Origin of the sequence: Prauserella sp. PE36, from assembly GCF_003311655.1 — a bacterium.
Lineage (GTDB): Bacteria > Actinomycetota > Actinomycetes > Mycobacteriales > Pseudonocardiaceae > Prauserella_A > Prauserella_A endophytica.
In genome coordinates, this window is sequence record NZ_QEQT01000074.1 from 35,101 (window position 1) to 60,612 (window position 25,512).

General features: G+C 69.9%; 28 protein-coding genes. 15 read left to right on the forward strand and 13 right to left on the reverse strand.

What is annotated here, in order from left to right:
- Positions 1 to 120: 120 nt before the first annotated feature.
- From DI005_RS20415 to DI005_RS20430, 4 genes are all read right to left on the reverse strand, one after another.
- Complete coding sequence (locus DI005_RS20415) at positions 121 to 393, reverse strand: MoaD/ThiS family protein (protein WP_112264824.1); 273 nt, start codon at positions 391 to 393, stop codon at positions 121 to 123.
- Positions 394 to 1,488, reverse strand: coding sequence for an exo-alpha-sialidase (locus tag DI005_RS20420; protein WP_233520217.1), 1,095 nt, complete (start codon positions 1,486 to 1,488; stop codon positions 394 to 396).
- Positions 1,489 to 1,600: 112 nt separating this feature from the next.
- Entirely contained in the window at positions 1,601 to 2,971 is a 1,371-nt protein-coding gene (gene radA / locus DI005_RS20425; protein ID WP_113643162.1) for a DNA repair protein RadA, read from the reverse strand.
- Positions 2,972 to 3,007: 36 nt separating this feature from the next.
- The gene (locus tag DI005_RS20430) at positions 3,008 to 3,550 is read right to left on the reverse strand and encodes a copper chaperone PCu(A)C (protein ID WP_228714031.1); all 543 of its coding nucleotides are present in this window, start codon (positions 3,548 to 3,550) and stop codon (positions 3,008 to 3,010) included.
- 309 nt (positions 3,551 to 3,859) lie between these two features.
- Here DI005_RS20430 and DI005_RS20435 point away from each other — a divergent pair, with 309 nt between their 5' ends.
- The 7 genes from DI005_RS20435 to DI005_RS20465 all read left to right on the forward strand — a co-directional run bounded on the left by DI005_RS20435 (position 3,860) and on the right by DI005_RS20465 (position 10,072).
- On the forward strand, positions 3,860 to 4,351 hold the full coding sequence (locus tag DI005_RS20435) for a CarD family transcriptional regulator (RefSeq protein WP_009156479.1): 492 nt from the start codon (positions 3,860 to 3,862) through the stop codon (positions 4,349 to 4,351).
- A 5-nt stretch (positions 4,352 to 4,356) separates the two neighbouring features.
- Positions 4,357 to 5,004 (forward strand): 2-C-methyl-D-erythritol 4-phosphate cytidylyltransferase, encoded by a 648-nt coding sequence (locus tag DI005_RS20440; RefSeq protein ID WP_369973604.1) that lies wholly within the window; start codon positions 4,357 to 4,359, stop codon positions 5,002 to 5,004.
- Positions 5,001 to 5,465 (forward strand): 2-C-methyl-D-erythritol 2,4-cyclodiphosphate synthase, encoded by a 465-nt coding sequence (ispF, locus tag DI005_RS20445; RefSeq protein WP_112264831.1) that lies wholly within the window; start codon positions 5,001 to 5,003, stop codon positions 5,463 to 5,465. Before DI005_RS20440 ends, ispF begins: the two co-directional genes overlap by 4 nt.
- 16 nt (positions 5,466 to 5,481) lie before the next feature.
- Positions 5,482 to 6,168 carry an HAD family hydrolase gene (locus tag DI005_RS20450; RefSeq protein WP_113643165.1) on the forward strand — a complete coding sequence of 229 codons (687 nt, stop codon included), beginning with the start codon at positions 5,482 to 5,484 and terminating at the stop codon, positions 6,166 to 6,168.
- A gap of 16 nt (positions 6,169 to 6,184) precedes the next feature.
- Positions 6,185 to 7,564: a cysteine--tRNA ligase gene (gene cysS / locus DI005_RS20455; protein WP_113643166.1), complete on the forward strand. Its 1,380-nt coding sequence runs from the start codon at positions 6,185 to 6,187 to the stop codon at positions 7,562 to 7,564.
- A 3-nt stretch (positions 7,565 to 7,567) separates the two neighbouring features.
- Positions 7,568 to 8,536 carry a 23S rRNA (guanosine(2251)-2'-O)-methyltransferase RlmB gene (gene rlmB / locus DI005_RS20460; protein WP_112264837.1) on the forward strand — a complete coding sequence of 323 codons (969 nt, stop codon included), beginning with the start codon at positions 7,568 to 7,570 and terminating at the stop codon, positions 8,534 to 8,536.
- Between the two features lie 99 nt (positions 8,537 to 8,635).
- Complete coding sequence (locus tag DI005_RS20465) at positions 8,636 to 10,072, forward strand: MBOAT family protein (RefSeq protein ID WP_112264839.1); 1,437 nt, start codon at positions 8,636 to 8,638, stop codon at positions 10,070 to 10,072.
- 34 nt (positions 10,073 to 10,106) lie between these two features.
- Here the strand turns inward: DI005_RS20465 and DI005_RS20470 are convergent, their stop codons facing one another.
- Entirely contained in the window at positions 10,107 to 10,451 is a 345-nt protein-coding gene (locus DI005_RS20470) for a hypothetical protein (RefSeq protein WP_113643167.1), read from the reverse strand.
- 83 nt (positions 10,452 to 10,534) lie between these two features.
- Complete coding sequence (locus DI005_RS20475; protein WP_113643168.1) at positions 10,535 to 10,819, reverse strand: hypothetical protein; 285 nt, start codon at positions 10,817 to 10,819, stop codon at positions 10,535 to 10,537.
- A gap of 68 nt (positions 10,820 to 10,887) precedes the next feature.
- Between DI005_RS20475 and DI005_RS20480 the strand changes: the two genes are divergently transcribed.
- Entirely contained in the window at positions 10,888 to 11,517 is a 630-nt protein-coding gene (locus tag DI005_RS20480) for a dihydrofolate reductase family protein (protein ID WP_112264845.1), read from the forward strand.
- Here DI005_RS20480 and DI005_RS20485 read toward each other — a convergent pair.
- From DI005_RS20485 to DI005_RS20495, 3 genes are all read right to left on the reverse strand, one after another.
- The gene (locus DI005_RS20485; RefSeq protein WP_113643169.1) at positions 11,486 to 13,099 is read right to left on the reverse strand and encodes a DASS family sodium-coupled anion symporter; all 1,614 of its coding nucleotides are present in this window, start codon (positions 13,097 to 13,099) and stop codon (positions 11,486 to 11,488) included. The two genes, DI005_RS20480 and DI005_RS20485, sit on opposite strands and share 32 nt — an antisense overlap.
- 47 nt (positions 13,100 to 13,146) lie before the next feature.
- Positions 13,147 to 13,833 carry a hypothetical protein gene (locus tag DI005_RS20490; protein WP_112266593.1) on the reverse strand — a complete coding sequence of 229 codons (687 nt, stop codon included), beginning with the start codon at positions 13,831 to 13,833 and terminating at the stop codon, positions 13,147 to 13,149.
- A gap of 224 nt (positions 13,834 to 14,057) precedes the next feature.
- Positions 14,058 to 14,993 (reverse strand): DivIVA domain-containing protein, encoded by a 936-nt coding sequence (locus tag DI005_RS20495; RefSeq protein WP_113643170.1) that lies wholly within the window; start codon positions 14,991 to 14,993, stop codon positions 14,058 to 14,060.
- Between the two features lie 114 nt (positions 14,994 to 15,107).
- On the opposite strand from DI005_RS20495, the gene DI005_RS20500 reads away from it, so the two are divergent.
- A complete protein-coding gene (locus DI005_RS20500; protein ID WP_112264851.1) occupies positions 15,108 to 16,337 on the forward strand; it encodes a DUF445 domain-containing protein in 1,230 nt (409 codons plus the stop codon).
- Here DI005_RS20500 and DI005_RS20505 read toward each other — a convergent pair.
- The 3 genes from DI005_RS20505 to DI005_RS20515 are packed head-to-tail and all read right to left on the reverse strand — an operon-like array spanning position 16,297 to position 19,034.
- Positions 16,297 to 17,190 carry a metal ABC transporter permease gene (locus tag DI005_RS20505; protein ID WP_112264853.1) on the reverse strand — a complete coding sequence of 298 codons (894 nt, stop codon included), beginning with the start codon at positions 17,188 to 17,190 and terminating at the stop codon, positions 16,297 to 16,299. The two genes, DI005_RS20500 and DI005_RS20505, sit on opposite strands and share 41 nt — an antisense overlap.
- 6 nt (positions 17,191 to 17,196) lie before the next feature.
- Positions 17,197 to 18,015, reverse strand: coding sequence for a metal ABC transporter ATP-binding protein (locus tag DI005_RS20510; RefSeq protein ID WP_112264855.1), 819 nt, complete (start codon positions 18,013 to 18,015; stop codon positions 17,197 to 17,199).
- A complete protein-coding gene (locus DI005_RS20515; RefSeq protein WP_112264857.1) occupies positions 18,012 to 19,034 on the reverse strand; it encodes a metal ABC transporter solute-binding protein, Zn/Mn family in 1,023 nt (340 codons plus the stop codon). The genes DI005_RS20510 and DI005_RS20515 overlap by 4 nt, the downstream gene beginning before the upstream one ends.
- Before the next feature lie 191 nt (positions 19,035 to 19,225).
- On the opposite strand from DI005_RS20515, the gene DI005_RS20520 reads away from it, so the two are divergent.
- The 4 genes from DI005_RS20520 (at position 19,226) to DI005_RS20535 (ending at position 22,800) form a co-directional block, all read left to right on the forward strand.
- Positions 19,226 to 20,326, forward strand: a complete 1,101-nt coding sequence (locus DI005_RS20520; protein ID WP_112264859.1) for a LacI family DNA-binding transcriptional regulator — start codon at positions 19,226 to 19,228, stop codon at positions 20,324 to 20,326.
- Positions 20,327 to 20,387: 61 nt separating this feature from the next.
- The gene (locus DI005_RS20525; protein ID WP_113643171.1) at positions 20,388 to 20,879 is read left to right on the forward strand and encodes a carbonic anhydrase; all 492 of its coding nucleotides are present in this window, start codon (positions 20,388 to 20,390) and stop codon (positions 20,877 to 20,879) included.
- Positions 20,880 to 20,894: 15 nt separating this feature from the next.
- Positions 20,895 to 21,770 carry an A/G-specific adenine glycosylase gene (locus tag DI005_RS20530; protein WP_113643172.1) on the forward strand — a complete coding sequence of 292 codons (876 nt, stop codon included), beginning with the start codon at positions 20,895 to 20,897 and terminating at the stop codon, positions 21,768 to 21,770.
- A gap of 58 nt (positions 21,771 to 21,828) precedes the next feature.
- Positions 21,829 to 22,800 carry an N-acetylmuramoyl-L-alanine amidase gene (locus DI005_RS20535; protein ID WP_113643173.1) on the forward strand — a complete coding sequence of 324 codons (972 nt, stop codon included), beginning with the start codon at positions 21,829 to 21,831 and terminating at the stop codon, positions 22,798 to 22,800.
- A 9-nt stretch (positions 22,801 to 22,809) separates the two neighbouring features.
- Here DI005_RS20535 and DI005_RS20540 read toward each other — a convergent pair whose 3' ends face one another.
- A complete protein-coding gene (locus DI005_RS20540; protein ID WP_113643183.1) occupies positions 22,810 to 23,577 on the reverse strand; it encodes an alpha/beta fold hydrolase in 768 nt (255 codons plus the stop codon).
- 49 nt (positions 23,578 to 23,626) lie between these two features.
- On the opposite strand from DI005_RS20540, the gene DI005_RS20545 reads away from it, so the two are divergent.
- Entirely contained in the window at positions 23,627 to 25,069 is a 1,443-nt protein-coding gene (locus DI005_RS20545; RefSeq protein ID WP_113643174.1) for a M1 family metallopeptidase, read from the forward strand.
- Positions 25,070 to 25,085: 16 nt separating this feature from the next.
- The gene (locus tag DI005_RS20550) at positions 25,086 to 25,397 is read left to right on the forward strand and encodes an antibiotic biosynthesis monooxygenase (protein ID WP_112264869.1); all 312 of its coding nucleotides are present in this window, start codon (positions 25,086 to 25,088) and stop codon (positions 25,395 to 25,397) included.
- Positions 25,398 to 25,512: the final 115 nt, after the last annotated feature.

The following is a 25,512-nucleotide window of genomic DNA, read 5'->3' on the forward strand; positions in this document are numbered from 1 at the left end:
GGTCTCCCGGGCTGTGGATAAACGGGGTGATGTGAACAACTCAGCTCTCCCGCCCCCAAGGCCACCTTTGTTGCGTTGAACGCAACAAAGGTGGCCTTGGGGGGCGATTGGGTTCCTCGGTCAGCCGCCGGCTACTGAGGGGATGATCACCACTTCGGTATGTGGTTGCAGCGGGGTTGCCGGGCCGGCGAGGCGGCGGCACTCCTCGCCGTCCACGTAGAAGTTGACGTACCGGCGCAGGGCTCCCCGCTCGTCCCGCAGTCGCCGTTCCAGCGCCGGATACCGCTCTCCCAGCACGTCCAGCGCCGCGCCCAGCGTGCCCGCCGCCACCTCCACGTGCGACGCCCCGCCCGCCAGCCCGCGCAGCATCGACGGCAGTCCCACCGAGGCCATTCAGATCACCGCGGCGCGCACGCAGAACACGTCGGGCAGGTGGCCTGCCACCTGCGCCCACGCGTCGCCCTCGTCGGCGCTGGCCCACACCTCCCCGGAGCGCGAGCCGAAGTACACGCCCGCCGGGTCGGCGTTGTCCGCGCACATCGCGTCACGCATCACTGCCGACCAGAAGCCGACGTCGGGAAGGCCCTTGGACAGCGCCGTCCAGGAACTCCCCGCGTCCTCGCTGCGGTACACGCGGCATCGGCCCTGCGGAGGGAACCGCATCATCGACGACTCGAGCGGGAACGAGTAGATCACCTCGGACCGCGTCGGGTGCGCGACCATCGGGAACCCGAAGTCGGCGGGCAGGCCCTCGGCGATCGACTCCCAGTTGCGCCCACCGTCGGCGCTCCGGTACACGCCGCCGTGGTTCTGCAGGTACTGCCGGTCGGGGTTCACGGCGTCCACGGCCACCTTGTGCACACATTGGCCGTACTCCGGGTACTGCTGTCCCTCCGGCATGAACTCGGCGAAGATCCCGCTGTTCGACGCTGTCCAGCTCTCGCCGCCGTCCTCCGTGCGGTACACCCCGCCGGTGGACATAGCGACGTTCACGCGCGCCGGGTTCCGAGGGTCGGGCAGCACCGTGTGCAGCGCCTTGCCCCCACCGCCCGGCATCCAGTGCTCCCGGTGCGGGTGGTCCCACAGGCCCCGCACGAACTCGTACGTCCGGCCGCCGTCGACGGATTTGAACAGCGCAGTCGGCTCCACGCCCACGTACACGACGTCAGGCTCGGGCCCGTATGCGAACTGCCACACGCCCTCCAGCGCGGCCCCGGTGTCCTCGGGGAAGGAGACGGGCGCGTCGTCGGGCTCGCTCCACGTCTCCCCCAGGTCGTCGCTCGTGACGACGGTGGGCCCGAAATGGCTGTTCAGCACGGCTGCCGACAGTCGTGGCGTCGCGCGCCGCGTGTCGATGCCGATCGCCTTCACGTCCGCGATCGGGAACTGCGGGCCGGACACGTCCCAGTGCCGTCTGTCCCGGCTTCGCGCGAGCCAGAGGCCCTTGCGCGTGCCGATGGCGAGCAGGGTTTCCATGGTCACCTCCATGTGAGTCACATCACATCGGAGCCTACGCCGCGCCACCGACAGAACCCGGCCGCGTCTCACCGGCAACGAGGCGGCCGGGAGGTCGTCGGGGGACTCCCCGGCCGCCTCCTCGTCACTTCACCGGCACGTACCTCACCGCGTGCACCGCACTCGCGAGATCGCCGACCTCCAGCGCCTTGATGCCGTCCGGCAGCGGCCCCGGGTCGGGCGGCACGAGCGCGTGCGTGAACCCCAGCCGCACCGCCTCGGCCAGCCGCCTGCCGACCCCCGTGACCCTGCGAACCTCACCGGCCAGCCCCACCTCGCCGATCGCGACGAGCCGGGGAGAGAGCGCCTCGTCGCTGAACGCCGACGAGACCGCCAGCGCCGCCGCGAGATCGACGGCGGGCTCGGTGACCTTCATGCCGCCGACCGTGGCCGTGTAGACGTCCTTGTCGCCGAGCAGCACGCCGCCCCGTTTCTCCAGCACCGCGAGCACCATGCTCACCCGCGCCGAGTCGAGCCCGCTCACCGCGCGCCTCGGCTGGTTGAGGTGGGAACGCCCGACGAGGGCCTGCACCTCGCACAGCAGCGGCCGCTTGCCCTCCACGGTCACCGTCACGGCCGTGCCGGGCACCGCCTCAGCGTGCCGGTTGAGGAACAGTCCCGACGGGTCCGGGACGCCGATGATGCCGTCGTCGCGCAGCTCGAAGCAGCCGATCTCGTCGGCGGCGCCGAAGCGGTTCTTCACCCCCCGGACCATGCGCAACGTCGAGTGCCGGTCGCCCTCGAAGTGCAGGACCACGTCCACCAGGTGCTCCAGCACGCGGGGGCCTGCGACCGAGCCCTCCTTGGTCACGTGCCCCACGAGCACCACGGGCAGGCCCCGCTCCTTGGCGAGCGCGACGAGCCCCGCCGTCACGGCCCGCACCTGGGTTACCCCGCCGGGAGCGCCGTCGACCTGCGGCGACGACATCGTCTGCACGGAGTCGACGATCAGCAGGCCCGGCTTGACGTCGTCGACATGGCCGAGGATCGACGAGAGGTCGCTCTCGGCGGCGAGGTACATCTCACCGTGGACGTTGCCGGTGCGTTCCGCCCTCAGCCGCACCTGGCCGGCGGATTCCTCGCCCGTGACGTACAGCGCGGCCCCCGCGCCCTCGGCCGCCCACTGGCAGGCGACCTCCAGCAGCAGGGTCGACTTGCCGACACCCGGCTCGCCGGCCAGCAGCACGACGACACCGGGCACGAGCCCGCCGCCGAGCACTCGGTCCAGCTCTGAGACACCGGTGGGACGCGCTCGCGAACTCTCCACGTCGACGTCGGCGATGGGCCGCGCGGGCGCACTCGGCGCTCCTGCCGCGACGCGGGCGATGGGCGGGCGCGTGTCACCGCGCTCCTCGATCGTCCCCCACGCCTGACACTCCGGGCAGCGACCGACCCACTTCGCGACCTCGAGACCGCATTCGGCGCAGCGGTAGCTGCTGGACCCCTTCTTGACCACGCGGAGACCGTAGCCGGGGGCACCGACAAACCGGCGTCAGTGACCGCCTTCGCCGTGTCCTTCCTCGGCGACCCTCGGCTCCGCTGGGGCCATCACGGGCAGTTCGACCTCGACAGGGCCCGCCTCGCGGAAGGTCAGCGTCGCCGTGATGGTCTGGCCGGGCCGGATCTCGCGCTTGAGGCCCTCCAGCACGATCTCGCCCTGGAGCTGCCTGCCGGCGCCGGGTTCGTCCGGCCCGATCGACAGCGCCGTTCCGGCCGGGACCGCGCGGGCGCCCTGAACGGAGACGTTGGCCGCGGCGTCGGAGGAGACCGACACGAGCTCGTCGTTGCGGCCGCTCCGGTTGACGATGCTCATGAGCACCTCGGCGTCGGAGCCCTGGACGTAGGCCGCGGGCTGCACGCCCTCGGGATAGGCGAGCTCGGCGTTGCGGATCGCGATGTCCTTCACCTCGGCCGACGCGCCGTTGACCGCCGCCTCCTGGGTGTCGGTCTGGGTGATCTGCCCCGCCCCGCACCCCGCGACGAGCAACGCGGCACCGAGACCGAGAACGGCCGAGCCCAGCATGCGACGTTTCACTTCCGAGTCCCTCCTAGCTAAGGACCTGCCCTGCCGCGCAGACTATCCCGGCGCCATATTCCGGGCGCGACGTGGTGGCCGCTCGAGTGGTGCGACCCACCCCACAACCCAAGATCAAACGTCCACAATGGATTCCATTAATCCCGGGAAACGCGTCCGCGCCCACCTGCGTGAGTATGCGAATCGGCGGTTTGTCAACCCCCGGGCGACCCTTGATCAGGCCACTGACCTGCGAGGACGAGCGCGGGTGGCTGGTTAGCCCTGGATGCTCCGTGCTAAGCTGGATACAGCGAAAGGGGCAGAGGACACATGGTTTTCAAGGTCGGAGAGACCGTCGTCTACCCGCACCACGGTGCCGCACTCATCGAAGCGATCGAGACACGCGTGATCAAGGGCGAGGAAAAGCAATACCTCGTCCTCAAGGTCGCGCAGGGAGATCTCACCGTTCGCGTTCCCGCTGACAACGCCGAGATCGTCGGCGTGCGTGATGTCGTGGGCCAGGACGGTCTCAACCGCGTCTTCGACGTGCTGCGCGCACCTCACACCGACGAGCCGACCAACTGGTCGCGTCGGTACAAGGCCAACCTCGAGAAGCTCGCCTCCGGCGATGTGAACAAGGTGGCCGAAGTGGTGCGCGACCTCTGGCGGCGTGAGAAGGACCGTGGCCTTTCCGCTGGTGAGAAGCGGATGCTGGCCAAGGCGCGACAGATCCTGGTGAGCGAGCTGGCGCTCGCCGAGGGCACCGACGAGGGCAAGGCCGAGGTGCTCCTCGACGAGGTTCTGGAAACCGCGGCGGTCTAGCAACCCTGAACGTCATCGCACTGGTTCCCCTCGAGGAGCACGACCACCGCCTTTCCGGGGCGTTGATCAATTTCCGGGGTGAACCGCTGTTGTCGCATGCCGTTCGAGGCCTGCTGCACTCGGGCTGCGTGGACCGGGTGGTCGTAGCGGGCCCGCCGCAGAATCTGACCGCGTACGAGACCGTGCTCGAATCGGTCGCGGACACGCGGGTACGAGTAGTCGCCGGGGGTGCCGGCCGTGCCGAATCGGTGCGGTCGGCGCTCGCGGCCTGCTCGGCGACAGCGTCGGACGTGGTGCTCGTGCACGATCCGGCGCGACCCTTCACACCGGCCGGCACCATCCGGGCGGTCGTCGACTCGGTGCGCTCCGGGGCGCTCGCAGCGGTCCCCGTCGAGCCCGTCACCGACACCATCAAGCTCGTCGACTCCGACGACATCGTGTGCGGCACCCGTGACCGCTCGAAACTTCGTTTCACCCAGACCCCGCAAGGCTTTCTCGCCGACGTGCTGCGCCAGGCGGACCCTGCCGAGCCGCTCGCCGGGCTGGGGGCCAAAGTGCACACCGTCGCAGGACACCCCCACGCCATGCGACTCGCGACGTCGTTCGACCTCGCCGTCATCGAGGCCTTGCTGACCTCGGAGAAACGCCAGTGAGAATCGGTCAGGGCATCGACGTGCATCCGATCGAGGCCGGCCGGGAGTGCTGGATCGCCGGGCTGCGCTGGGAGGGCGTCGACGGCTGCGCCGGCCATTCCGACGGCGATGTGGCCGCCCACGCGCTGTGCGACGCGCTGCTGTCCGCGGCGGGGCTGGGCGACATCGGCGGTGTCTTCGGCACCGGCGACCCGCGATGGGCGGGTGCGCACGGCGTGGCGTTCCTGGCCGAGGCCCGCAGGCTCGTCGAGGATGCGGGCTACCGCGTCGGCAACGCGGTGGTGCAGGTCATCGGCAACAAGCCCCGTATCGGCACTCGCCGGGACGAGGCGCAGCGCGTGCTGGGCGAGGCCGTGGGCGGCGACGTGAGCGTGTCCGGCACGACCACCGACGGGCTCGGCCTCACCGGCCGGGGCGAGGGCATCGCCGCGATCGCGACCGCACTGCTGCTCCCCCGGTAGCGGGTAACCTGGATCTGTGACGATTCAGGCAGTGATGTTCGACTTCTCCGGCACTCTCTTCCGACTCGAGCAGAATGAGACCTGGCTGAGCGATGTGACCGACCACGACGGCGACCCGCTCGACGTGGAGGCGCAGGCCGAGATGATGCGCCGGATGACCGCGCCGGTCACGCTCACCGTCGACCTGGACGACGAGCACTGGCACGCCTGGGAGAACCGCGACCTCGACCCCGCGATGCACAACAAGGTGTACATGGAGGTGCTGCGCCAGTCCGGAGTCGCGCGCGTGGAGCAGGCCAAGGCCCTCTACGACCGCCTCATCGACCCCTCCGAGTGGACGCCCTACCCGGACACCGAGCAGGCGCTGAAGACGCTCGCGGGCAAGGGCGTGCGCATCGGCGTGCTGAGCAACATCGCCTTCGACATCCGGCCTGCGTTCAGCGAGCGCGGGCTCGACGAGTACGTGGACGAGTTCGTGCTGTCGTTCGAGGTGGGGGCCATCAAGCCGGACCCAGCGATCTTCCGGAACCTGCTCGACCGGCTCGGCACGGCCCCCGAGCAGACGCTGATGGTCGGCGACAGCGACGAGGCAGACGGCGGGGCAAGGGCGCTGGGCTGCCCGTTCGCGCTGGTGGACCCACTGCCGACGAGCGAGCGCGGCGACGGGCTGCTGACCGCCCTGCGCGAGCACTCCGTGCTCTGACCCGTACCATTTCTTCGTGGTCCTACATCTCTATGACACCGCTACCAGGGACGTGCGGGAGTTCCACCCCGCGCGCAGTGGAACGGCGTCCATGTACGTCTGTGGGGCCACCGTCCAGGGCATTCCGCACATCGGCCACGTCCGGGGCGCGCTGAACTACGACGTGCTCCGGCGCTGGCTGGTCCACAGTGGACTCGACGTGCTCATGGTCCGCAACGTCACCGACATCGACGACAAGATCCTCACCAAGGCCGCCGACGCGGGCAGGCCGTGGTGGGAGTGGGCCGCGACCCACGAGCGCGCGTTCGAGAACGCCTACACGGCACTCGGCTGCCTGCCGCCGTCGATCGCGCCGCGCGCCACCGGCCACGTCACCCAGATGGTCGAGCTGATGCAGCGGCTGATCGACAAGGGCCACGCCTACGCCGATGGCGGCGACGTCTACTTCGCCGTGAACTCCTTCGACGGCTACGGCGCGCTGTCCGGGCAGCGGCTCGACGAGGTCCAGCAGGGCGAGACGCTGGCCGAGGGCAAGCGCGACCCACGGGACTTCACCCTGTGGAAGGGCAGCAAGCCCGGTGAGCCGTCCTGGCCGACCCCGTGGGGTTCCGGCAGGCCGGGCTGGCACCTGGAGTGCTCCGCGATGGCGACGACCTACCTCGGCGCCGAGTTCGACATCCACGGAGGCGGCGTCGACCTGGTGTTCCCGCACCACGAGAACGAACGCGCGCAGTCCAACGCCGCGGGCGACCCGTTCGCGCGGTTCTGGCTGCACAACGCCTGGGTGACGCTCTCGGGCGAGAAGATGTCGAAGTCGCTCGGCAACGTCGTTTCGATTCCGGAGATGCTGCGCCGCTACCGCGCGGTGGAGCTGCGGTACTACCTCATCCAGCCGCACTACCGGTCGACGATCGAGTACTCCGACGCCGCGCTATCGGAGTCGGCCCAGGGCTACCGGCGCATCGAGCAGTTCCTCCGGCGCGTCGCCGGCACGGCCGGCGAGGTCCACATCGGACGCCTCCCCGGTGAGTTCACCGCGGCGCTCGACGACGACCTCGGCACGCCGCAGGCGTTCGCCGTGCTGCACAACACCGTGCGCGACGGCAACGCCGCTCTGGACGCGGTGGATTCGGCCAAGGCACTGGAGCTGGCCGAGACCGTGCGGGCGATGACCGACGTGCTCGGGCTCGACCCGTTGTCCGAGCAGTGGGCGGAGACCGGGGGCTCGAACACCAGGGCGCTCGACACGCTCATCGAAGGGATGCTGGCGGCACGGCAGCAGGCCCGCAAGGACAAGGACTTCGCGAGGGCCGACGCCATCCGCGATCAGCTGACCGCTGCCGGTATCGCGGTGGAAGACACCCCCAATGGTCCCTTGTGGACAGTGAGAGACTGAGAGATGGCAGGCAACTCCCGGCGCCGGGGCGCGATTCGCAAGACCGGCACGAAGAAGGGCCAGGTCGTCGGCTCCGGCGGCCAGCGGCGAAAGGGGCTCGAGGGCAAGGGCCCGACGCCGAGGGCCGAGGACCGGAAGGGGCACCCGGCACAGCGCAAGGCCGCTGCCGCGGCAGCGCGGGCCGAGAAGAAGCGCAACGTCGCCAAGAAGCAGGCCGAGGGTCCCGAGATCATCGCGGGCCGCAACCCGGTGGTCGAGGCGCTGCGGGCCAACGTACCCGCGACCGCGCTCTACGTGGCGCTCAACATCGACGCGGACGACCGCGTCAAGGACGCCGTGCACCGGGCCGCGGACAAGGGGATATCGATCCTGGAGGTCCCACGGGACGAGCTGGACCGCAAGACCGGCGGCGCCGTGCACCAGGGTCTCGGGCTCCAGGTCCCGCCGTTCGAGTACACCCATCCGGACGACCTGCTGGCCATGGCGAGGGACTCAGGTGAGGCGCCGCTGATCGTGGCGCTCGACGGCGTGACCGACCCGCGCAACCTCGGCGCGGTGATCCGCTCGGCGGCCGCGTTCGGCGCGCACGGCGTGCTGCTCCCGGCGCGGCGCAGCGCGGGCATGACGGCCGTGGCGTGGCGGACCAGCGCGGGCACGGCGGCGCGGCTGCCCGTCGCGATCGCGACCAACCTCACCCGGCAGCTGCAGGCGTGGGCCTCCGAGGGCCTGATGGTCGCCGGGCTGGACGCCGACGCGACGCTGGAGATCGACTCGCTCGACCTCGCCACCGACCCCCTGGTGATCGTGGTGGGTTCGGAGGGGCGTGGCCTCTCGCGGCTGGTGCGGGAGAACTGCGACGTGACCGTGTCGATCCCGATGGCGCCCGGCGTCGAGTCGCTGAACGCGTCGGTGGCCGCGAGCGTGCTGCTCGCCGAGGTCGCGAGGCGGCGAAGGGCCGACGGCCGCGTGTAGGTCGCATGGCGGAGACCACTTCACGTCGGTCTTCACCACGCGGGGCTCCCTACTCCGTTAGGGTCACGTTGCCGCAACGTGCCCAGGGGGTCCCACCGGATGTCGTTCGTCTCGCCACTCTTCCTGTGGTACTTCATGCCCGCGGTGCTCATCGCGGTGCTGTTGTGCCCGCGGAGCTGGCGCAACGGCATCGTCGCGGTGGCGAGCCTGCTCTTCTACGCGACGGGCGCCGGTTCGTTCACGCTGCTGCTGCTCGCGTGCATGGTGATCAACTTTGCGGCGGGTCCCGCGCTGGAACCCGACGAATGGGGGATGCGACCGGACAATCGGCGCCGCTGGCTGCTCATCGGCGTGATCGCGTTCGACCTGTCGATCCTGCTGGTGTGGAAGTACGCGGGCTTCGCGACCGAGCAGATCGCCTGGTTCGCCCAGCTGTTCGGCGGCGACTTCCCGATCGCGGAGCTGGCGCTGCCGATCGGCATCTCGTTCTTCACGTTCCACCACATCTCGTACGTGGTCGACATCTACCGGGGTGAGCGGCACGCGCTGCGCAATCCGGTGTCGTTCGCGACGTACATCTCGATGTTCCCGCAGCTCGCGGCGGGCCCGATCGTGCGGTACCGGGAGATCGCCGACCAGCTGCCGCAGCACCGTTCGCACCGCTTCGACGACATCGCAGCCGGGTTCCCGCGGTTCGCACTGGGCCTGGTCAAAAAGGCCGTGATCGCCGACTCGCTCGCCCCGATGGTCGACGCGTGCTTCGCGACCCCGGCCGACGAGATGACGTTCGCGATCGCCTGGCTCGGCGCGATCGGGTACACGCTGCAGCTCTACTTCGACTTCTCCGGCTACTCGGACATGGCGATCGGGCTCGGCCGGATGCTGGGCTTCCGGCTCCCGGAGAACTTCGCGCGGCCGTACTCCTCGGTGACGATCACGGAGTTCTGGCGTCGCTGGCACATGTCGCTGTCGCGGTGGTTCCGCGACTACGTCTACATCCCGCTGGGCGGCAACCGCGCCGGCGCGCGCAAGACGTATCGGAACCTGTGCATCGTTTTCGTGCTGACGGGGTTCTGGCACGGTGCGGCGTGGACGTTCGTGGTGTGGGGCGTCTACCACGGTGCGCTGCTGATCATCGAGCGCGCGTGCGGCTGGGACAAGGCGCCGAAGGACTCGGCGGCGCGTGTGGCGCGGCGGGCGCTGACGCTGGTGCTGGCGATCTTCGGCTGGGTGCTGTTCCGCTCACCCGACATGGGGCAGGCGCTGACGATGCTGGGGCACATGCTGGTGCCCGATTTCGACGGCCTGTCGGAGCTGGTCGAGGCGTCGCTGACGAACCAAAGACTCGTGCTCCTGCTGGGCGCGGCGGCGATCTTCTTCCTGCCGGCGCACCCGGTGACGGGCCCGCTGCTGGAGTCGGCGCGGAGCAGGCCGGCGACGGTGCTGCGGATCGGCATCATGACGGTGGGCCTGGCCTATGCCGCGATCCTGGTGGCGACGGGCACCTTCAGCCCGTTTTTGTACTACCAGTTTTGAACGAGATCGGCGGCGGCCTGCGACGTGGTCCGCGCTAGAGACAGAAGAAGCAATCGCACGACCGTCCGGATTCGCTGCCGTACGCCGTGAAGCCTTGCACCGGCCCCAACGCGGCGTTCAGTTCCGCGCGGCTGAGTTCAGGCAGCCCTCCTCGCGTTGCTTCCTGCCATGCCCGCGGCCACCAGCCATCGCCGTCGTCGAACGAGAGGTCACCGCGCCAGACAGCATCGATGAGCAGCGAGTACAGCGGATGGTCTGGCCAGTGGTTGACCCGCAGCACCCACCATCGCCCATCGACACTGGCTGCATGAGGAAAGCAACCATGACCGGTCATCCTCCAAACGACGGGGGTGGCCAGTTCGTCGCCCCGGAGCGGCATCGGTCCAGTGTGCACTCCTGCCCCCTCCGGTCAAGATGTCAGGCACCACGCGTCGACGACCTTCGAACATCGGCACCGGATTCCTAACTCCACGCCGATCGGTACTTGCCGTCGACGAGCCTGACCCAGGTGTCGGCCCATCCGCTGGAGATGGCGATCTCCTCGATCGCGCCCGTAGGTGAACACAGCAGCTTGAGCCGACGACGTGCGTCCGGATCTCCGTCGGCGATGCGGTCGCGCAAGTGCTCCAGTTCGGCGATGGCGTCCTCGACCGTGGCGAAGGAGCTCCATAGAACATCCTGGTCGCGGCTGCGCAGGAGTGACAGCAGCTCAGCTACGAATGCGCACAACCGGTCGCGACCGTCCATCTCACGATTGTCGCTGCCGGGTCTGGGCCGCGCCGATGAGTTTTGCCGCCCACCCGTGTCTACCCGGCATGACCATCGTGACCGCCAACCTCGCCATCTCGCTCGACGGCTTCACCGCCGGGCCGGGACAGAACCTCGACAACCCCTTCGGCACCGGGGCCGCTGCGCTGACCGCTTGGATGTTCGAGACCGATCTGCCAGGGCGTGAGCGCGACAAGCAGGTGCTCGCCGACATCCACGCCAACACCGGCGCGCACATCATGGGGCGCAACATGTTCGGGCCAGGGCGCGGCGCCTGGGACGAGAGCTGGACCGGGTGGTGGGGCGCCGAACCGCCCTACCACGCGCCCGTTTTCGTACTGACCCACCACGAGCGGGCGCCTCTGAAGATGCAGGGTGGGACGACGTTCACCTTCGTCACCGACGGCATCGAGTCGGCGCTCGAGCAGGCTCTCGCCGCCGCTGGGGAACGGGACGTCGAGATCGCCGGCGGGGCCGCCACCGTGCGCCAGTACCTCGCCGCCGGGTTGCTCGACGAGCTCGTGCTGCACCTCGTTCCCGTGACCATCGGCGCCGGTGAGCGGCTCCTCGACGGGGTCAACGGACTGGCCATGGAGCCCGTCGAGGTGATCAGCTCGCCCACCGTGACGCACCTGCGCTACCGCGTCAACCACCCAACCCGACGGCAGCGATCATGAGCGGGATCAGCAGCATGATCAGGATCGCGCCCGCGATGTCGAAGACGAAGCCGGAGCGGATCATCTTCGTGATCGGCACCGCGCCGGACCCGTAGACGATCGCGTTCTGTGGCGTGGACACCGGCAGCATGAAGCCGAACGACGCGGCGAACGTTGCCGCCAATGCGGGGATGAACGGGTTGACGCCCGCCGCCTCCGCGATCGGGATGATGATCGGCACCACGACCGCCGCGGAGGCCGTGTTCGACGTCGTCTCCGACACCACGATCGCCATCAGCACCGCGAAGCTCACCAGCGACACGCTGCTCGTGAAGCCCAGTCCGTTCGCCAGACCCGTGCCGACGCGCTCGGCGAGACCCGTGTCCCTCAGCAGCGTGCCGAAGATGATGCCCGTCCCGAACAGCAGTACCGTGCCCCAGTCGATCCGCGCCGCCTCGGTCCACGTGAGCGTGAACCTGCGCTCCGGCCAGTTCACCGGCAGCAGGAACAGCAACGCCGCGCCGACGACGGCCACGATGCCCTCGTCGAGGCGATTGCTGATCGTCTCGTACGCCGCCGAGTCACCACCCGCGACCAGTGCCACGATGCCCGGTGCCACCCACAGCACCACGGTGACCAGGAACGCGATCAGCGTGTTCCACTCCGCACGCGAGAGCTTGCCGAGCTTCGCGCGCTCACTGGCGACGTACTCCTCGACGCCGGTCAACCGCTTGATCTCCGGCCGGTTCAGCAGGATCAGCACGGTGACGAGCACCGCGAACATCACCGCGCAGGCGGGCAGCGCCGTGATCGTCCACTGCAGGAAGGAGATGCGCTCGCCGGTCGCCTCCTCGATCAGCTCCCTGCCGATGAGGTTCGGCGGGGAGCCGATCGGCGTCAGCAGGCCGCCGACGCTCGCGCCGTAGGCGAGCACGAGCATCAGCGCGATGCCGACGCGCAGCCGCAGCGGATCGAAGCGCTGCCCCTCCGGCGTCTGCCCCCGGATGAGCTCCGCGATCACCGACAGCAGTCCGACCGCCGTCGGCAGCAGCATCGCGACGGTCGCCGTGTTGGAGATGAACGCCGAGAGGACACACGTGACAACGCCGAGCGCGACGATCACGCGCCACGTGCTCTTGCCGACACCCGGCAGGCTCAGGATCCGGAACGCGAACCTGCGCGCGAGGCCGTGCCGCAGCATGGCCTGCGCCAGGATGAACGCGCCGATGAACACGAACACCGTCGACGAGCCGAAGGGCGCCAGCACGTCGTCGGCGGGTAGCACGCCGAGTATCACGATCGTGGCGACACCGATGAGGCCGCCGACCGGGATCGGCACCGGTTCGCACACCCAGAGCACCACCACGCCCAGCAGCACGGCCGCGAGCTGTTGCTGCGAGGAGTCGAGCGCGGTCGGCACGAAGAGGAAGACGATCGTCACCAGCGGCGCGAGAACGAAGCCCACCGTTCTCCGCGCTCGTTCGAACCGTTCCTCGGCCGGCGTCAGCTTCTGTTCGGCCAGCCCGCGATAGGTACTTCCGGAGAGCAGGGCCGACGTGACGCTCTGCGTACGCCCGCCTTCAGCATCGTCGCTTCGTCCCATACCGGGACCCTATCGAGTCAGTGATCCACGTCACTAGGGTACGGCGGTCAATGTTCGGTTTCGGGCACGAGAGCGAGCTGGTCGGGGTGGAAGCCGTCGCGCTGAGGCGGCGGCAGCCACGCCTCGGGCCGGTTGCTCTTGTGCTTGCCCAGATCCGTGAGGCTCAGCGGCGCGCCGAAGTCGGTGCCGTAGGAGTCGGTCTTGTCGATCCGCACCAGATGCGTCTCCTCCGGCGGCAACCCGATGCCGATCGCGACCACGTACGCGTCGGGCAACTCGGTGGTGAAGCCCGCCCACGCGCCCGCGAAGTGCCAAACCCGTGCCCGCACCGGCTCGCCCTCGACCCGCCAGGTGACCTGCGGCCATTCCTCGTACCGCTTTGCTTGCTTCTCCGCGTGCTCGACGAGCGCGAGGATCAGCCCATCGGGGCGCGGCACGGACCCGTCCGGAAGGGTCAGGTTGACCAGGCCGAACGCGCCGCCGAAGGCCACCTCCGCGAGCGGGTCGCCGCCGTTGGGGCACATGGTCTCGTCGTAGCGAGGCCTCGGCAGCGTGCCGATCCGAACCCCGTGCTCACTCTCCTGCTGCCGGTGACCGAGCCACAACGCCCACGGCCGGCCGTCCGGGGTCCCTTCGAAGAAGTCCACCCAGCGAGGGCCCCGGAAACCCCAGTCGAGCCCGTACACGGCGAAGTCGACGGGCAACGATTTTTTGTCTGCGACATCCGAGTTCACCCGGAAATACTGCACTCTTCAACCAGCGTCGGCAGCTCGATCGTTACCAAGCCGCAGCATTGGGTGACGTTGCGCGAGCCCGGCCGTGACGGTCTGGAGTGGACGATTCCACAGTGGAGCGCATGAGGGCACACCCCACTGCAGTGAAGGCCACCCTCACTGCGTTGAACGCAGTGAGGGTGGCCTTCACTGCAGTACCCGACCAGCTCTGGTGTGGACCGCGATCAGGCGGGCTGGGTGGCGGGCTCCTTCTTCTTGCTCACCTTCTCCGCCTCGGGTGAGGGGCCGAGCCGCTCGATGGCCTCCTGCAGCGCGGTGTGGCTCGCGGCGAGGCGGTCGGCGACGAGGCTGCGCAGTTCGAGCGCCTCGGTGCGCTTGGCGTTGGCGTCGGCGAGCTTGCTCTCGGCCTCGGCGATCATCTTCTCGGAGCGGGCCTTCGCGGTGGACTCGAGCTCCTCCGCGCGGCGCTCGGCCTCGGCGGTCTTGGCCGCGATGCTCTCCGCGGACGCCTTCTCGGCGGCGGCGATGCTCTCCGCGGACTTCTTCTCGGCCGCGGCGATCTCCTCGGCGGACTTCTTCTCCGCGGCGGCGATCTTCTCGGCCGACGCCTTCTCCGCGTTCGCGATCTTGTCGGCGGAGGCCTTCTCGGCGGCGGCGATGCTCTCCTGCGACTTCCGCTCGGCCGCCGTGCGGCGCTCCTTGGCCTCGGCGTCGAGGCGGTTGCGCTCCTGCTCGGCCTCGGCGGCCAGCTTTTCGGCCTCCGCGCGGGCCTTCTCGCGGGTCTTGTCCGCGTAGGCGTCGGCCGCCGAACGCGTGGCCGCGGCTTCCTCCTCGGCCTTCTTGCGGAGGTCGGCGATCTCCTCCTCGGCGAGCTGCATCATCGTCTTGACGCGCTCGCTCATGGCCGCGGGCCCTGACGGGTCCTCGACCATGCGGGTCAGCGCCGCCTTGGCCTCGGTGAGCTCCTGCTGCGCGTAGCTGAGCGCCTTGGTGAGGTCGGCGACCGACGCCGTGGCCTCGTCCCGGCTGCGGGAGGTGCGCTTGAGCTCGGCGGCCATCTTCTTCAGGTGCTCGTCGACCTGTACCTGGTCGTAGCCCCGGAAGACCGTGGTGAACTGGGTGGACCTGGTGGGGTTGGGGGGTGCTCCGGCTTCTGCCATTCGGCAACCTTAATGAGTCCACAGGCTGAATCCCATACCTCCAAACGGACGCTTTCTGGACTCGCCCGATACTGTGCGTGCAACGCTGCGCCCACGTGGGGAGGGACGTCTGACTTGGACGCGGTCCTCGACGACATCGCACGGCACTGGCCGCTGTACGCGGCCATCCCGTTCGTCGCCGCGCTGATCGGCTACGTCACCAAACGGGTCGCCATCGAGATGATGTTCCGGCCGCTGGAGTGGACCGGGATCAAGGGAACGTTCCTCGGCTGGCAGGGCGTGGTCCCCCGGCACGGCGGGCGCATGGCCGCGATCGCGACCGATCTGCTCACCGCGAATTTGCTCGATATTCGCGATGTGTTCGACCGGATCGACTCCGGGCGGATCGCGCGCGAGATCGAGCAGCCGTTGCTGCGGGCCGTCGACGACATCGCTCGCGACGTGCTCGCCGAGTACCACCCGCGCATGTGGGACCGGCTGCCGCCGATGGCCCAGGAGCTGATCGTCAAGCAGCTGCAGGCGTCCTCACCCCGGCTCGTCCGGCAGCTCATGGACGAGGTGCGGGAGAACCTCGACGACGTCCTCGACGTCAAGCACATGACAGTGCAGCGCCTGACGCAGGACAAGGCGCTGCTGGTGCGGCTCATCCGCGAGACGTCGCGGCCCGAGATGGCGTTCATCGCCCGCTCCGGCATCTACTTCGGATTCGTGCTCGGCATCGTGCAGTCGGTCATCTGGGCGGTGACGAAGGAACCGCTGGTGATGCCGATCTTCGGTGCCTGCATCGGCTTCTTCACCGACTGGCTCGCGATCAAGCTGATCTTCGTCCCCCGCGAGCCGGTCCGCGTCTTCCACCGCTTCACGTTGCAGGGCAAGTTCCAGCGGCGGCGCACAGAGGTCGCGCGGCAGTACGGCGAGCTGATCGCCCGCGAGGTGCTGACCGTGCCGAACCTGATGGAGTCGATCCTGCGCGGCCCGCGCTCCGACCGGCTGATGGCGATGATCCGGCGCATGGTGGCCGAGGCGATCGACGAGCAGGCCAGCGCCGCGAAGCCGCTGGTCACCGTGGCCATCGGGACCAGGCGGCTCGAGGAGATGAAGCGTGCGGCAGCGGCGAAGGCGATCGAGCGGATGCCCGACACCGTCTCCCACGCGGAGGGCTACCTCACCAAGGCGATGAACGTCGCCAACATGGTCGAGGAGCGGATGATGAAGCTGACGCCGGTGGAGTACGAGGGCCTGCTGCGGCCCGCCTTCCGGCAGGACGAGTGGAAGCTCATCGTGGTGGGCGGCGTCATCGGCTTCATCGTTGGTGAGCTGCAGGTACTGCTGATGCTGCACTGACGGCGTCGACGGCACCGCGCCGCTCGCGGCCCCGCACGTAGGCGACCAGGCGGCACACCAGGTAGATGGTGAACGAGATCGCGGTGACGAAGAAGCTCACCGGCGCGCCGGGCGCGAGCGAGAGCACGATGCCGCCGATCGCGGCGATCTCCGCGAAGACCACGGCGAGCACCGTGGCCCGCAGCGGGCTGGCCGTGAGCCTGGCCGCCGCGGCGGCGGGCGTGACCATGAGCGCCACCACCAGCAGCGCGCCGACGATCTGGACGCCCAGCGCGGTCGCGATGCCGACGAGCACCGCGAACAGCGGCGACAGCAGATGCACCGGCACACCCCTGGCAACCGCGACCCCGGGGTCGACGCTCGCGAACAGCAGCGGCCGGTAGATGAGGCCGAGCACCACCAGCACCACGACCGCCGCGACCAGCAGCGCTGTGAGGTCCTGCGGCTCGACCGCGACGATCTGGCCGACGAGGATGCCGAACTTGTTGGACGCCCTGCCCTCGTAGAACCACAGCAGGAGCACGCCGAGACCGAGCCCGAAGGAGAGGATCACGCCGATGACGGAGTCGCGCTCTGACTCGCGGCCGCCGAGCAACCCGAGCAGCAGCGCGGCAACCACCGCGCCCAGCAGCGCGCCGTAGCTGACGCCGATGCCGAGCAGCAGCGCCGCGGCGGCGCCGGTGAAGGCCAGCTCGGCGGTGCCGTGGACGGCGAACGACATCCGGCGCATCACGATGAGCGGGCCGAGGGTGCCGGCGACGAGGCCGAGCACGGCCGCGGCGAGCAGCGCCATCTGCACGAAGTCCAGGCCGAGCAGGCGTGCGGTCAGTTCGAAGTCGAACAGCTTGTCCATGATCGGTTACGACACCCGCTCGTCGACGTGATGGTGCACCTCGTCCTCGCACAGCGCGCTCTGTGCGCCCGCGACGTGGATCTGGCCGCCGACCCGCAACACCTCGACCCGCGTGCGGTACAGCTCGGAGAGGGTTTGCGAGTTCATCACCTCGTCCGGCGTGCCGATGCGGAACTGACCGTTGACCAGGTACAGAACTCGATCCACATAGGACAGGATCGGATTGATCTCGTGGGTCACGAACAGCACGGCCGTGCCCGCCTCGCGCCTGCGCCGGTCGATCAGCTCGCTCACCACGCGCTGATGGGTGAGGTCGAGCGAGGCCAGCGGCTCGTCGCACAACAGCACCTCTGGCTCGCCGATGAGCGCCTGCGCGACTCGCAGCCGCTGCTGCTCACCGCCGGAGAGCCTGCCGACCGCCGACGAGGCGTAGGACTCCGCGCCGACCGACTCCACGAGCTCCGCGATGCGGCGCCGCCGTTTGCCCGCTCCGAGCAGGCCGAAGCCCCAGCGATCGCCGTCGAGACCGAGCCCGACGAGGTCCGTGCCGCGCAACGTGAGCTGCTCGTCCATCGCGCGTTGCTGCGGGATGTAGCCGACCTTGCGGTTGCCCCGGCCCGGCGCCTTGCCGACCACGCGGGCCTCGCCCGCGCTCAGCGACTGCAACCCGAGCAGCACCCGCAGCAGGCTGGTCTTGCCGGAGCCGTTCGGACCGAGGACGGCGAGGAACTCACCGGGCTGGACGTCGAGGTCGAGACCCGACCACAGCACCCGGTCGCCGAACCGCAGCCCCGCGCCCTCGATCTCGACGACTCCACGGCTCACTGACCCAATGCTCCCGCCAACGCGTCCACCTGCGTGCTCATCCAGGCAATGTAGTCCGTCGCGCCCTCGGGCAGGGTCTCGGTCACGTCGACCACGGGGACGCCCGCGTCCTTGGCCGCGCGGACGAGCTTCTCGGTCACCGGCGTGACGGTCTGGGAGTTGTTGACGACCGCCTGCACCTGCTTGCCGGACACGAGCTCGGTGACCTGCTGCTGGGCGGCGACGGGCACGTCGGTCTCGTTCTCGATCGCCTCGGCGTAGTCGTGCGGCGTGGCGTCGGTGATGCCCGCGGTCTGGAGCAGGTAGTGCGCGACCGGCTCGGTGGCGACGACCTTCGTGCCGGGGTGGTCGGTGCCGATCTTCTCGATGCGCTGGGTCAGCTCGTCGAGGTCGGCCTTGAACGCGTTGGCGTTGTCGGTGAAGGTCTGCTTGGCCTCCGCGTCCAGTTCGCCGAGCCGGGCCGCGACCTTGTCGGCGACCTCGGCGACGACGTGCAGGTCGTACCAGACGTGCTCGTTCACCTCGCCGTGGTCGTGACCGTGCTCCTCGCCACCCTGCTCGGTGGCGTGCTCCTCACCGTGTTCCTCGGTGGCGTGCTCGTCACCGTGTTCCTCGGTGGCGTGCTCCTCGCCGTGCGCGTGGCCCTCGCCCTCGAAGGCGACCACGGGCTCGCCCCCGGAGTTCTGGCCCGCGAGCTGCTCGAAGAACTCGTCGTACCCGCCGCCGTTGTAGACGAGCAGCTGGGCGTCCTGCACATCGGCCGCGTCCTCGGCGCTGGCCTGATAGGAGTGCGGGTCGGAGGACGGGTCCTCGACGATCGACTTCACGTCGACCCGATCACCGCCGACGGCCTCGACGACGCTGCCCCACACGTTCGTCGACGCGACCACCGAGATGCGGCCGTCCTCGGCGGCCTGCCCGCTGCCTCCTCCGCCGTCACCGCACGCGGTGAGGCCAAGGGTCAGCGCTGTGAGCACCGAGGTCGTGGCGAGCAGGTGCCTCGCGCGGCGAGAGCTCATCGGCAAACACACTCCGTCAACATCGTGGTGGGTGACACTCAGTGAAGATAATGGAAACCATTGTCGGTTCAACTTTACCCCAACCGGTGACGAACCCACAGCTCAGCGACCGACGTCACGACGCACCGTCAAGATGTGACGCACGTGGGCCAGAACTTCTGCATCGGCTTCTGAACCGTTACGGTTTGTTCATGAACCGGCCGATGCGAACCCGGCGGCAGGCGACTCTGGCGTCCCTTGCCGCCGAGCTGGGCGTGTCCAGGACGACGGTCTCGAACGCCTACAACCGGCCGGATCAGCTATCGCCTGAGCTGCGCAAACGCGTTCTGGAGACCGCCAGGCGCCTCGGCTACCCCGGCCCTGACCCGGTGGCCCGGTCGCTGCGTACCCGCAAGGCGGGCGCGGTGGGCCTGCTGCTCACCGAGAACCTCTCGTACGCGTTTCGTGACCCCGCGGCCGTCGGCGTGCTGGAGGGTCTCGCGCTCGCGTGCGAGGACGCCGGCGTCGGCCTGCATCTCGTGCCGGCGAGCCCCGGCAGGGAGGACGTCGCCGCCGTGCACCGCGCCGGCGTCGACGGCTTCGTCGTCTACTCCGTTCCCGACGACGACCCTCACCTCGCCGCCGTGCTCCAGCGCCCGGTGCCCACCGTGATCGTCGACCAGCCGGAGGTGGAGGGCGTCGACCGCGTGGGACCCGACGACGAGGCGGCGACCGTGAGCCTCGCCAACCACCTCGTCGGGCTCGGTCACCGGCAGGTCGGCGTGCTGTGCATGCGGCTGGCGCGGGACCGCAACGACGACTTCGTGCCCATGTCGCGCCAGCAGGAGGCGCACTACCACGTACAGCGCACCCGGCTCGCCGCGCTGGCCAGGACCTTCGAGGCTGCGGGCGTGGCCTGGGAGAGCGTGCCGGTGGTGGAGCGTTTCGAGCACAACGTCGACGACGGCGCCTCCGCGGCACGCCAACTGCTCGACGCCTACCCGCGCGTGACCGCACTGATCTGCACCTCGGACATCCTGGCGCTCGGCGCGCTCGCCGAGGCGGGACGGCGCGGCCTGCGCGTACCCGCCGATCTGACGATCACCGGCTTCGACGGCATCGCCGAGGCCACGCGCGCCGGGCTGACGACCGTGCACCAGCCCGTGCTGGAGAAGGGCAAGTCCGCCGGCAGGCTCCTCCTCGGCGCCGCCGACCGCGTGGCGCCGAAGGTCATCACGCTGCCCACCGAACTGCGCGTGGGCACCACCTCCGCCCCGCCCCGGACCGCCGAGGAACGCTGGTTCGGCCCATAGCCGAAGTGACATTCATCCGCCCGAGTTGTGCGGCGCGCGGCGGCCCCGTTCCATTGACCGCATGACCGCGATCGACCTCCTGCTCAAGCGCAACGAAGAACTGGGCAACGTCGTGCCGGGCGACCGCTCCTCAGCGAGCCCGTCCATGCACGTTGCGATCCTGACGTGCATGGACGCACGCATCCGCGTGTTCGAGCTGTTCGGACTGCTGCAGGGCGAGGCGCACGTGCTGCGCAACGCGGGCGGCGTCGTCACCGACGACATGATCCGCTCGCTCGCGCTCAGCCAGCGCAAGCTCGGCACCCGCGAGGTGCTGATCATGCAGCACACCAGCTGCGGGTTGAACACGGTGACCGAGGACGGTTTCAAGGACGAACTCGAGGAGGCCAGCGGGCTGCGGCCGACCTGGGCCGTCGAGGCGTTCCGGGACGTGGAGGCCAGTGTGCGCCAGTCGGTGCGGCGGGTGCAGACGAGCCCCTTCCTGCCCCACAAGGACCTCGTGCGGGGTTTCGTCTACGACGTGCACACGGGCGTGCTCTCCGAGGTGTCCTGACTAGAGTCTCCGTCGATGCCCATCGACACCGACACCCTCATCGACTGGTTCGACACGGTCGGCCGCGACCTGCCCTGGCGGCGCCCCGAGTGCACGGCGTGGGGCGTGCTGGTCAGCGAGATCATGCTCCAGCAGACGCCGGTCGCCCGTGTGGAGCCGATCTGGCACGAGTGGCTCGCCCGCTGGCCGCGTCCCTCCGATCTCGCCGCCGCGAGCCAGGGTGAGGTGCTGCGCGCGTGGGGCAAGCTCGGCTACCCGAGGCGGGCGCTGCGCCTGCACGCCGCCGCGTCGGCGATCGCCACCGAACACGGCGACGTCGTGCCCTCCGACGTCGACACGCTCCTCGCGCTACCGGGCATCGGCGCCTACACGGCCCGCGCCGTCGCCGCGTTCGCCTACGGCAAGCGCGCGCCCGTCGTGGACACCAACGTCCGCAGGGTCGTCGCGAGGGCCGTGCACGGGGGCGGCGACGCGGGACCGGCGTCGAACACGCGCGACATGGCCGACGTCGAGGCGCTCCTGCCTCGGTCGGAGTCGCGCGCGGCTCGGCTGTCCGCGGCGCTGATGGAGCTGGGCGCGCTGGTCTGTACCGCGCGTTCCCCTCGGTGCGGAGACTGCCCGGTGGCCGACGGCTGCGCGTGGCAGCACGCCGGCAGGCCCGCCTACGCCGGGCCTGCCAAGCCCGTGCAGAGGTACGCGGGCACCGACCGGCACGTGCGCGGCCTGCTGCTCGACGTGCTGCGGGGGACGTCGGACCCGGTGGAGAAGGCGCGGCTCGACGTCGTGTGGCCGCAGGCGGGGCAGCGCGATCGCTGCCTCGACTCGTTGCTGGTGGACGGTCTGGTGGAGCAGACGGCCGACGGAAGGTTCGCCCTGCCGGGCGAACATTGACAGCACGTAAGCGAATATTGTTAATGTTTCCCCTCGTTCCGATCGAGGGGAGATCGAGATGGCCGGCAAGCCTGGGTTCGACCGGCGTGCGCTGATCAAGGGTGGCCTCGCCGCCACCGCGGTCGGCGCCGTCGCCACGTGGCAGGCGGCTCCCGCCGCCGCCACCGCGCGCAAGGTGGCCGAACCGGTGATCTACGGAACCGACATCTGGGGAGCGCGACCGCCGAGCAGCCCGATCGAGGTGCTCGACCGCAAACCGACCTACATCGTCGTGCACCACACCGTGGAGCCCGGCAACACCGAGGACTACTCGCGCGAGCGCGCGTTCCAGATCTCGCGCGACATCCAGACGTTCCACATGGACACGCGCGGCTGGGCCGACTCGGGCCAGCAGTTCACCAACAGCCGCGGCGGCCACATCACCGAGGGCAGGCACCGCAGCCTGGAGGTGCTTCGCGGCGGCGTGCAGCACGTGCTGGGCGCGAACGTCGGCAACCACAACAGCGAGGTCATCGGCATCGAGAACGAGGGCCTCTACACCGAGGTCGACGTGCCGCAGGCGCTGTGGGACTCGCTGGTGCGGCTCGTTGCCTACATGGCCGACCAGTACGGCATCTCCACCGAGTTCATCAAGGGCCACCGGGACTTCAACTCGACACAGTGTCCCGGCGACGTCCTCTACGCACGACTGCCGGAGCTGCGCGAGGCGGTGGCCGCCGAGCTGGGCGTGCAGGCGCGCCAGCCCGTGGAGTGGCCGCTGCTGAGCCAGGGCGACACGGGTGAGCGGGTGCGGGAAGCACAGCGGCTGCTGCGGGCGCGAGGCGAGAACGTGGCGGTGGACGGCGTTTTCGGGCCCGCGACCCGGGAGGCGGTGCGGTCGTTCGCCGCCGCCAACGGAGTTCCCGCGGCGACGTGCTACGCCTCGGCGCACGCCGACGAGCGGGGTCTCCTCGGCGCCGACATCTGGCCGCTGCTGGCGGAGGGCACGAACCGGCAGGCCCTCAAATCCCGCCTGGCCCACATCGGCTGACCCGCCCGGCTAGCGGTTCAGGACCTGAGAGAGGAAGGCTTCCACCGCGCCTCGGTACTGCTCGGGCGCGTCGTCGTGCACCACGTGCCCCGCGCCGGGCACGACGACGTGCCTGCCGCCGCCCGGTGCGCGCGCGGCCAGCTCCGCCTGCTGTCCCGGCGGCATCGCGGTGTCACCAGCCTCGATCACCAGCAGCGGGCACTCCACCTTGTCCACAAAGGACCAGTAGTCGCGGCGGCCCCACTCCGCGGCGATCTCGTACAGGTCTTCGAGGTCGGCCATCAGGTGGTAGCCGTCGGCCCGCTCCTCGACGCACTCCGCGAAGTAGTTCCCCGTGCTGCCGAAGAACTCCCGCACATGCGCGAGTGAGCGGAAGGGAACCGGCCAGGACTCGAAGTAACCGCGCCACGTCTCGACGGTGCGGCCGCGCTGGTCGGGCGCCATGTCCTCCACCACCACGGCCCTCACCAGCTCGGGCCGCGTCGCGGCCAGCACCCACGCGTGCAGGCCGCCCATCGAGTGACCGATGACGACCGCGGGACCCTCGTCGAGGTCGGCCACCAGCTCGGCGACGTCGGCGACGAACTCCTCGGTCCGCCACTCGCCCGTTCGCCTCGCCCGCCCGTGGCCACGTGCGTCGAGCCCGACGACGTGCCCGTACGCGGTGAGCCACCTCGCGACACCCCACCACGTCGTCGCCCTGCCCATGAGGCCGTGCAGCAGCACGATCGGCGGCCCCTCGCCTCCGAAGTCGACCACCCCGTCCCGTGGCTGCATCGGCACCTCGTTCACGTCGTCTTTCTGGCCCTGCACGTAGGCTCCCGCCATGATCTCCCGCCGCGCGCGGACCGGCCTGCTCCTCGGCCTGGTCTGCACCCTAGCCGCGTGCACCGCACCCGAGTCCGAAGAGCCGCCCCGGCCGGAGCCCACCCCGGGCGTCCCGTCGCCGGGCGCGGCGGGCATCGGCGACCCCTACTACCCCAACGACGGCAACGGCGGCTACGACGCGACGGGCTACGACGTGTCGATCGCCTACGACCCCGCCAACGGGCAGCTCACCGGCGACACCACCGTCACCGCCCGCGCCACTCAGGACCTGGAGTCGTTCAACCTCGACCTGCGCGGCTTCACGATCAGCTCGGTGGAGGTAGACGGCAGGAGCGCGGAGTTCGCCAGGCAGGGCGCCTTCGAGCTGGTGATCACGCCGAGCGAGCCGCTGACCGAAGGCAGCGAGTTCACCGCCCGCGTGCGCTACGAGGGCACGCCGCAGGCCGCCTCGAGCGCCCAGCTCGGCGGCAACGGCTGGCACCGCAGCGACTCCGGCGGCGCGTTCGTGCTCGGCGAGCCGCATTCGGGCTCCTACTGGTACCCGGTGAACGAGCACCCGAGGGACAAGGCGACGTTCCGGCTCACCGCACGGGTGCCCGAAGGCTGGACGGCGGTGTCGATCGGCCGCCAGGAGGGCTCGTCGACGGCGGACGGCTGGACCACGAGCACGTGGGTCGAGTCCGAGCCCGTCGCCAGCTACCTCACCACGGTCGCGATCGACCGGTTCACCATCGACAGGGGCAGGCTCTCCGACGGCACACCGGTGCTGAGCGCGTTCGCGCCCGGCGCCGAGCGCATCCGGCCGGACGCCGGGCGCGTCGCCGAGATCATCGAGTTCCTCACCGGCAAGTTCGGCGACTACCCGGCGACTTCGGCGGGCGGCATCTACCTCGGCGACAACGTGGGCTACTCGCTGGAGACCCAGGGCAGGCCCACCTACACGGTGTCGGCCGATCTGGAAACGATCGTCCACGAGCTGGCCCACCAGTGGTACGGCAACGAGGTGTCGGTGAAGTCGTGGGCGGACATCTGCCTCAACGAGTGCCTGGCGAGCTATTCGCAGTGGCTGTGGGCCGAGGGCAAGGAGGGCGACGACCTCGACGCCCGCTACCGGCGCGCGATCGACCGGCTGCGCGACGACCGGGAGTTCTGGGGCCAGCGGCTCTACGACATGGGCGCGGGCAACGAGTTCGAGGGCGTCTACGACAAGGGCATCCTCGCGCTGCACGCGCTGCGCAGGCAGATCGGCGACGAGGCGTTCAACCGGGTGCTGCGTGAGTGGCCCGTCGAGCACCGCGAGGGCAACGCGAGCTGGCCCGACTTCGAGCGGTTCGTCGCCGACCTCGCGGATCAGGACCTGGAGGGGTTCTTCGCGGCCTGGTTCCGCGGTGCGGAGCTGCCCGGTGACGAGCACCTCTATCCCGGCTCGCTTCGGCGCTAGCTTCTAGGCTGGGCCCATGGCTGTTGTGAAGATCAACGCGATCGAGGTTCCCGAGGGCGCGGGCCCCGAACTGGAGAAGCGGTTCGCCGCACGACTGCACGCCGTGGACTCGCAGCCCGGGTTCCTCGGCTTCGAGCTGCTGCGCCCGGTATCCGGGGAGAACCGGTACTTCGTCTACACGAAGTGGGAGACCGAGGAGCACTTCCAGGCGTGGGCGCAGGGCCCGGCGCGGGAGGCCCACGCCGGCGAGCGCGCCAAGCCGGTGGCCAGCGGGGCGAGCCTGCTGGAGTTCGAGGTGGTGCAGAGCTCGGTCCCCAAGGCCGACTGACACGGCCCCGCCGCGAGTCCCCCGCTCCCGACCGCGAGTCCCCCGCTCCGGTCCGTGAGTCCCCCGCTCGGGACGCCGAGTTCTGCGTTCCGGACCGTGAGTCCCCCGCTCGGGA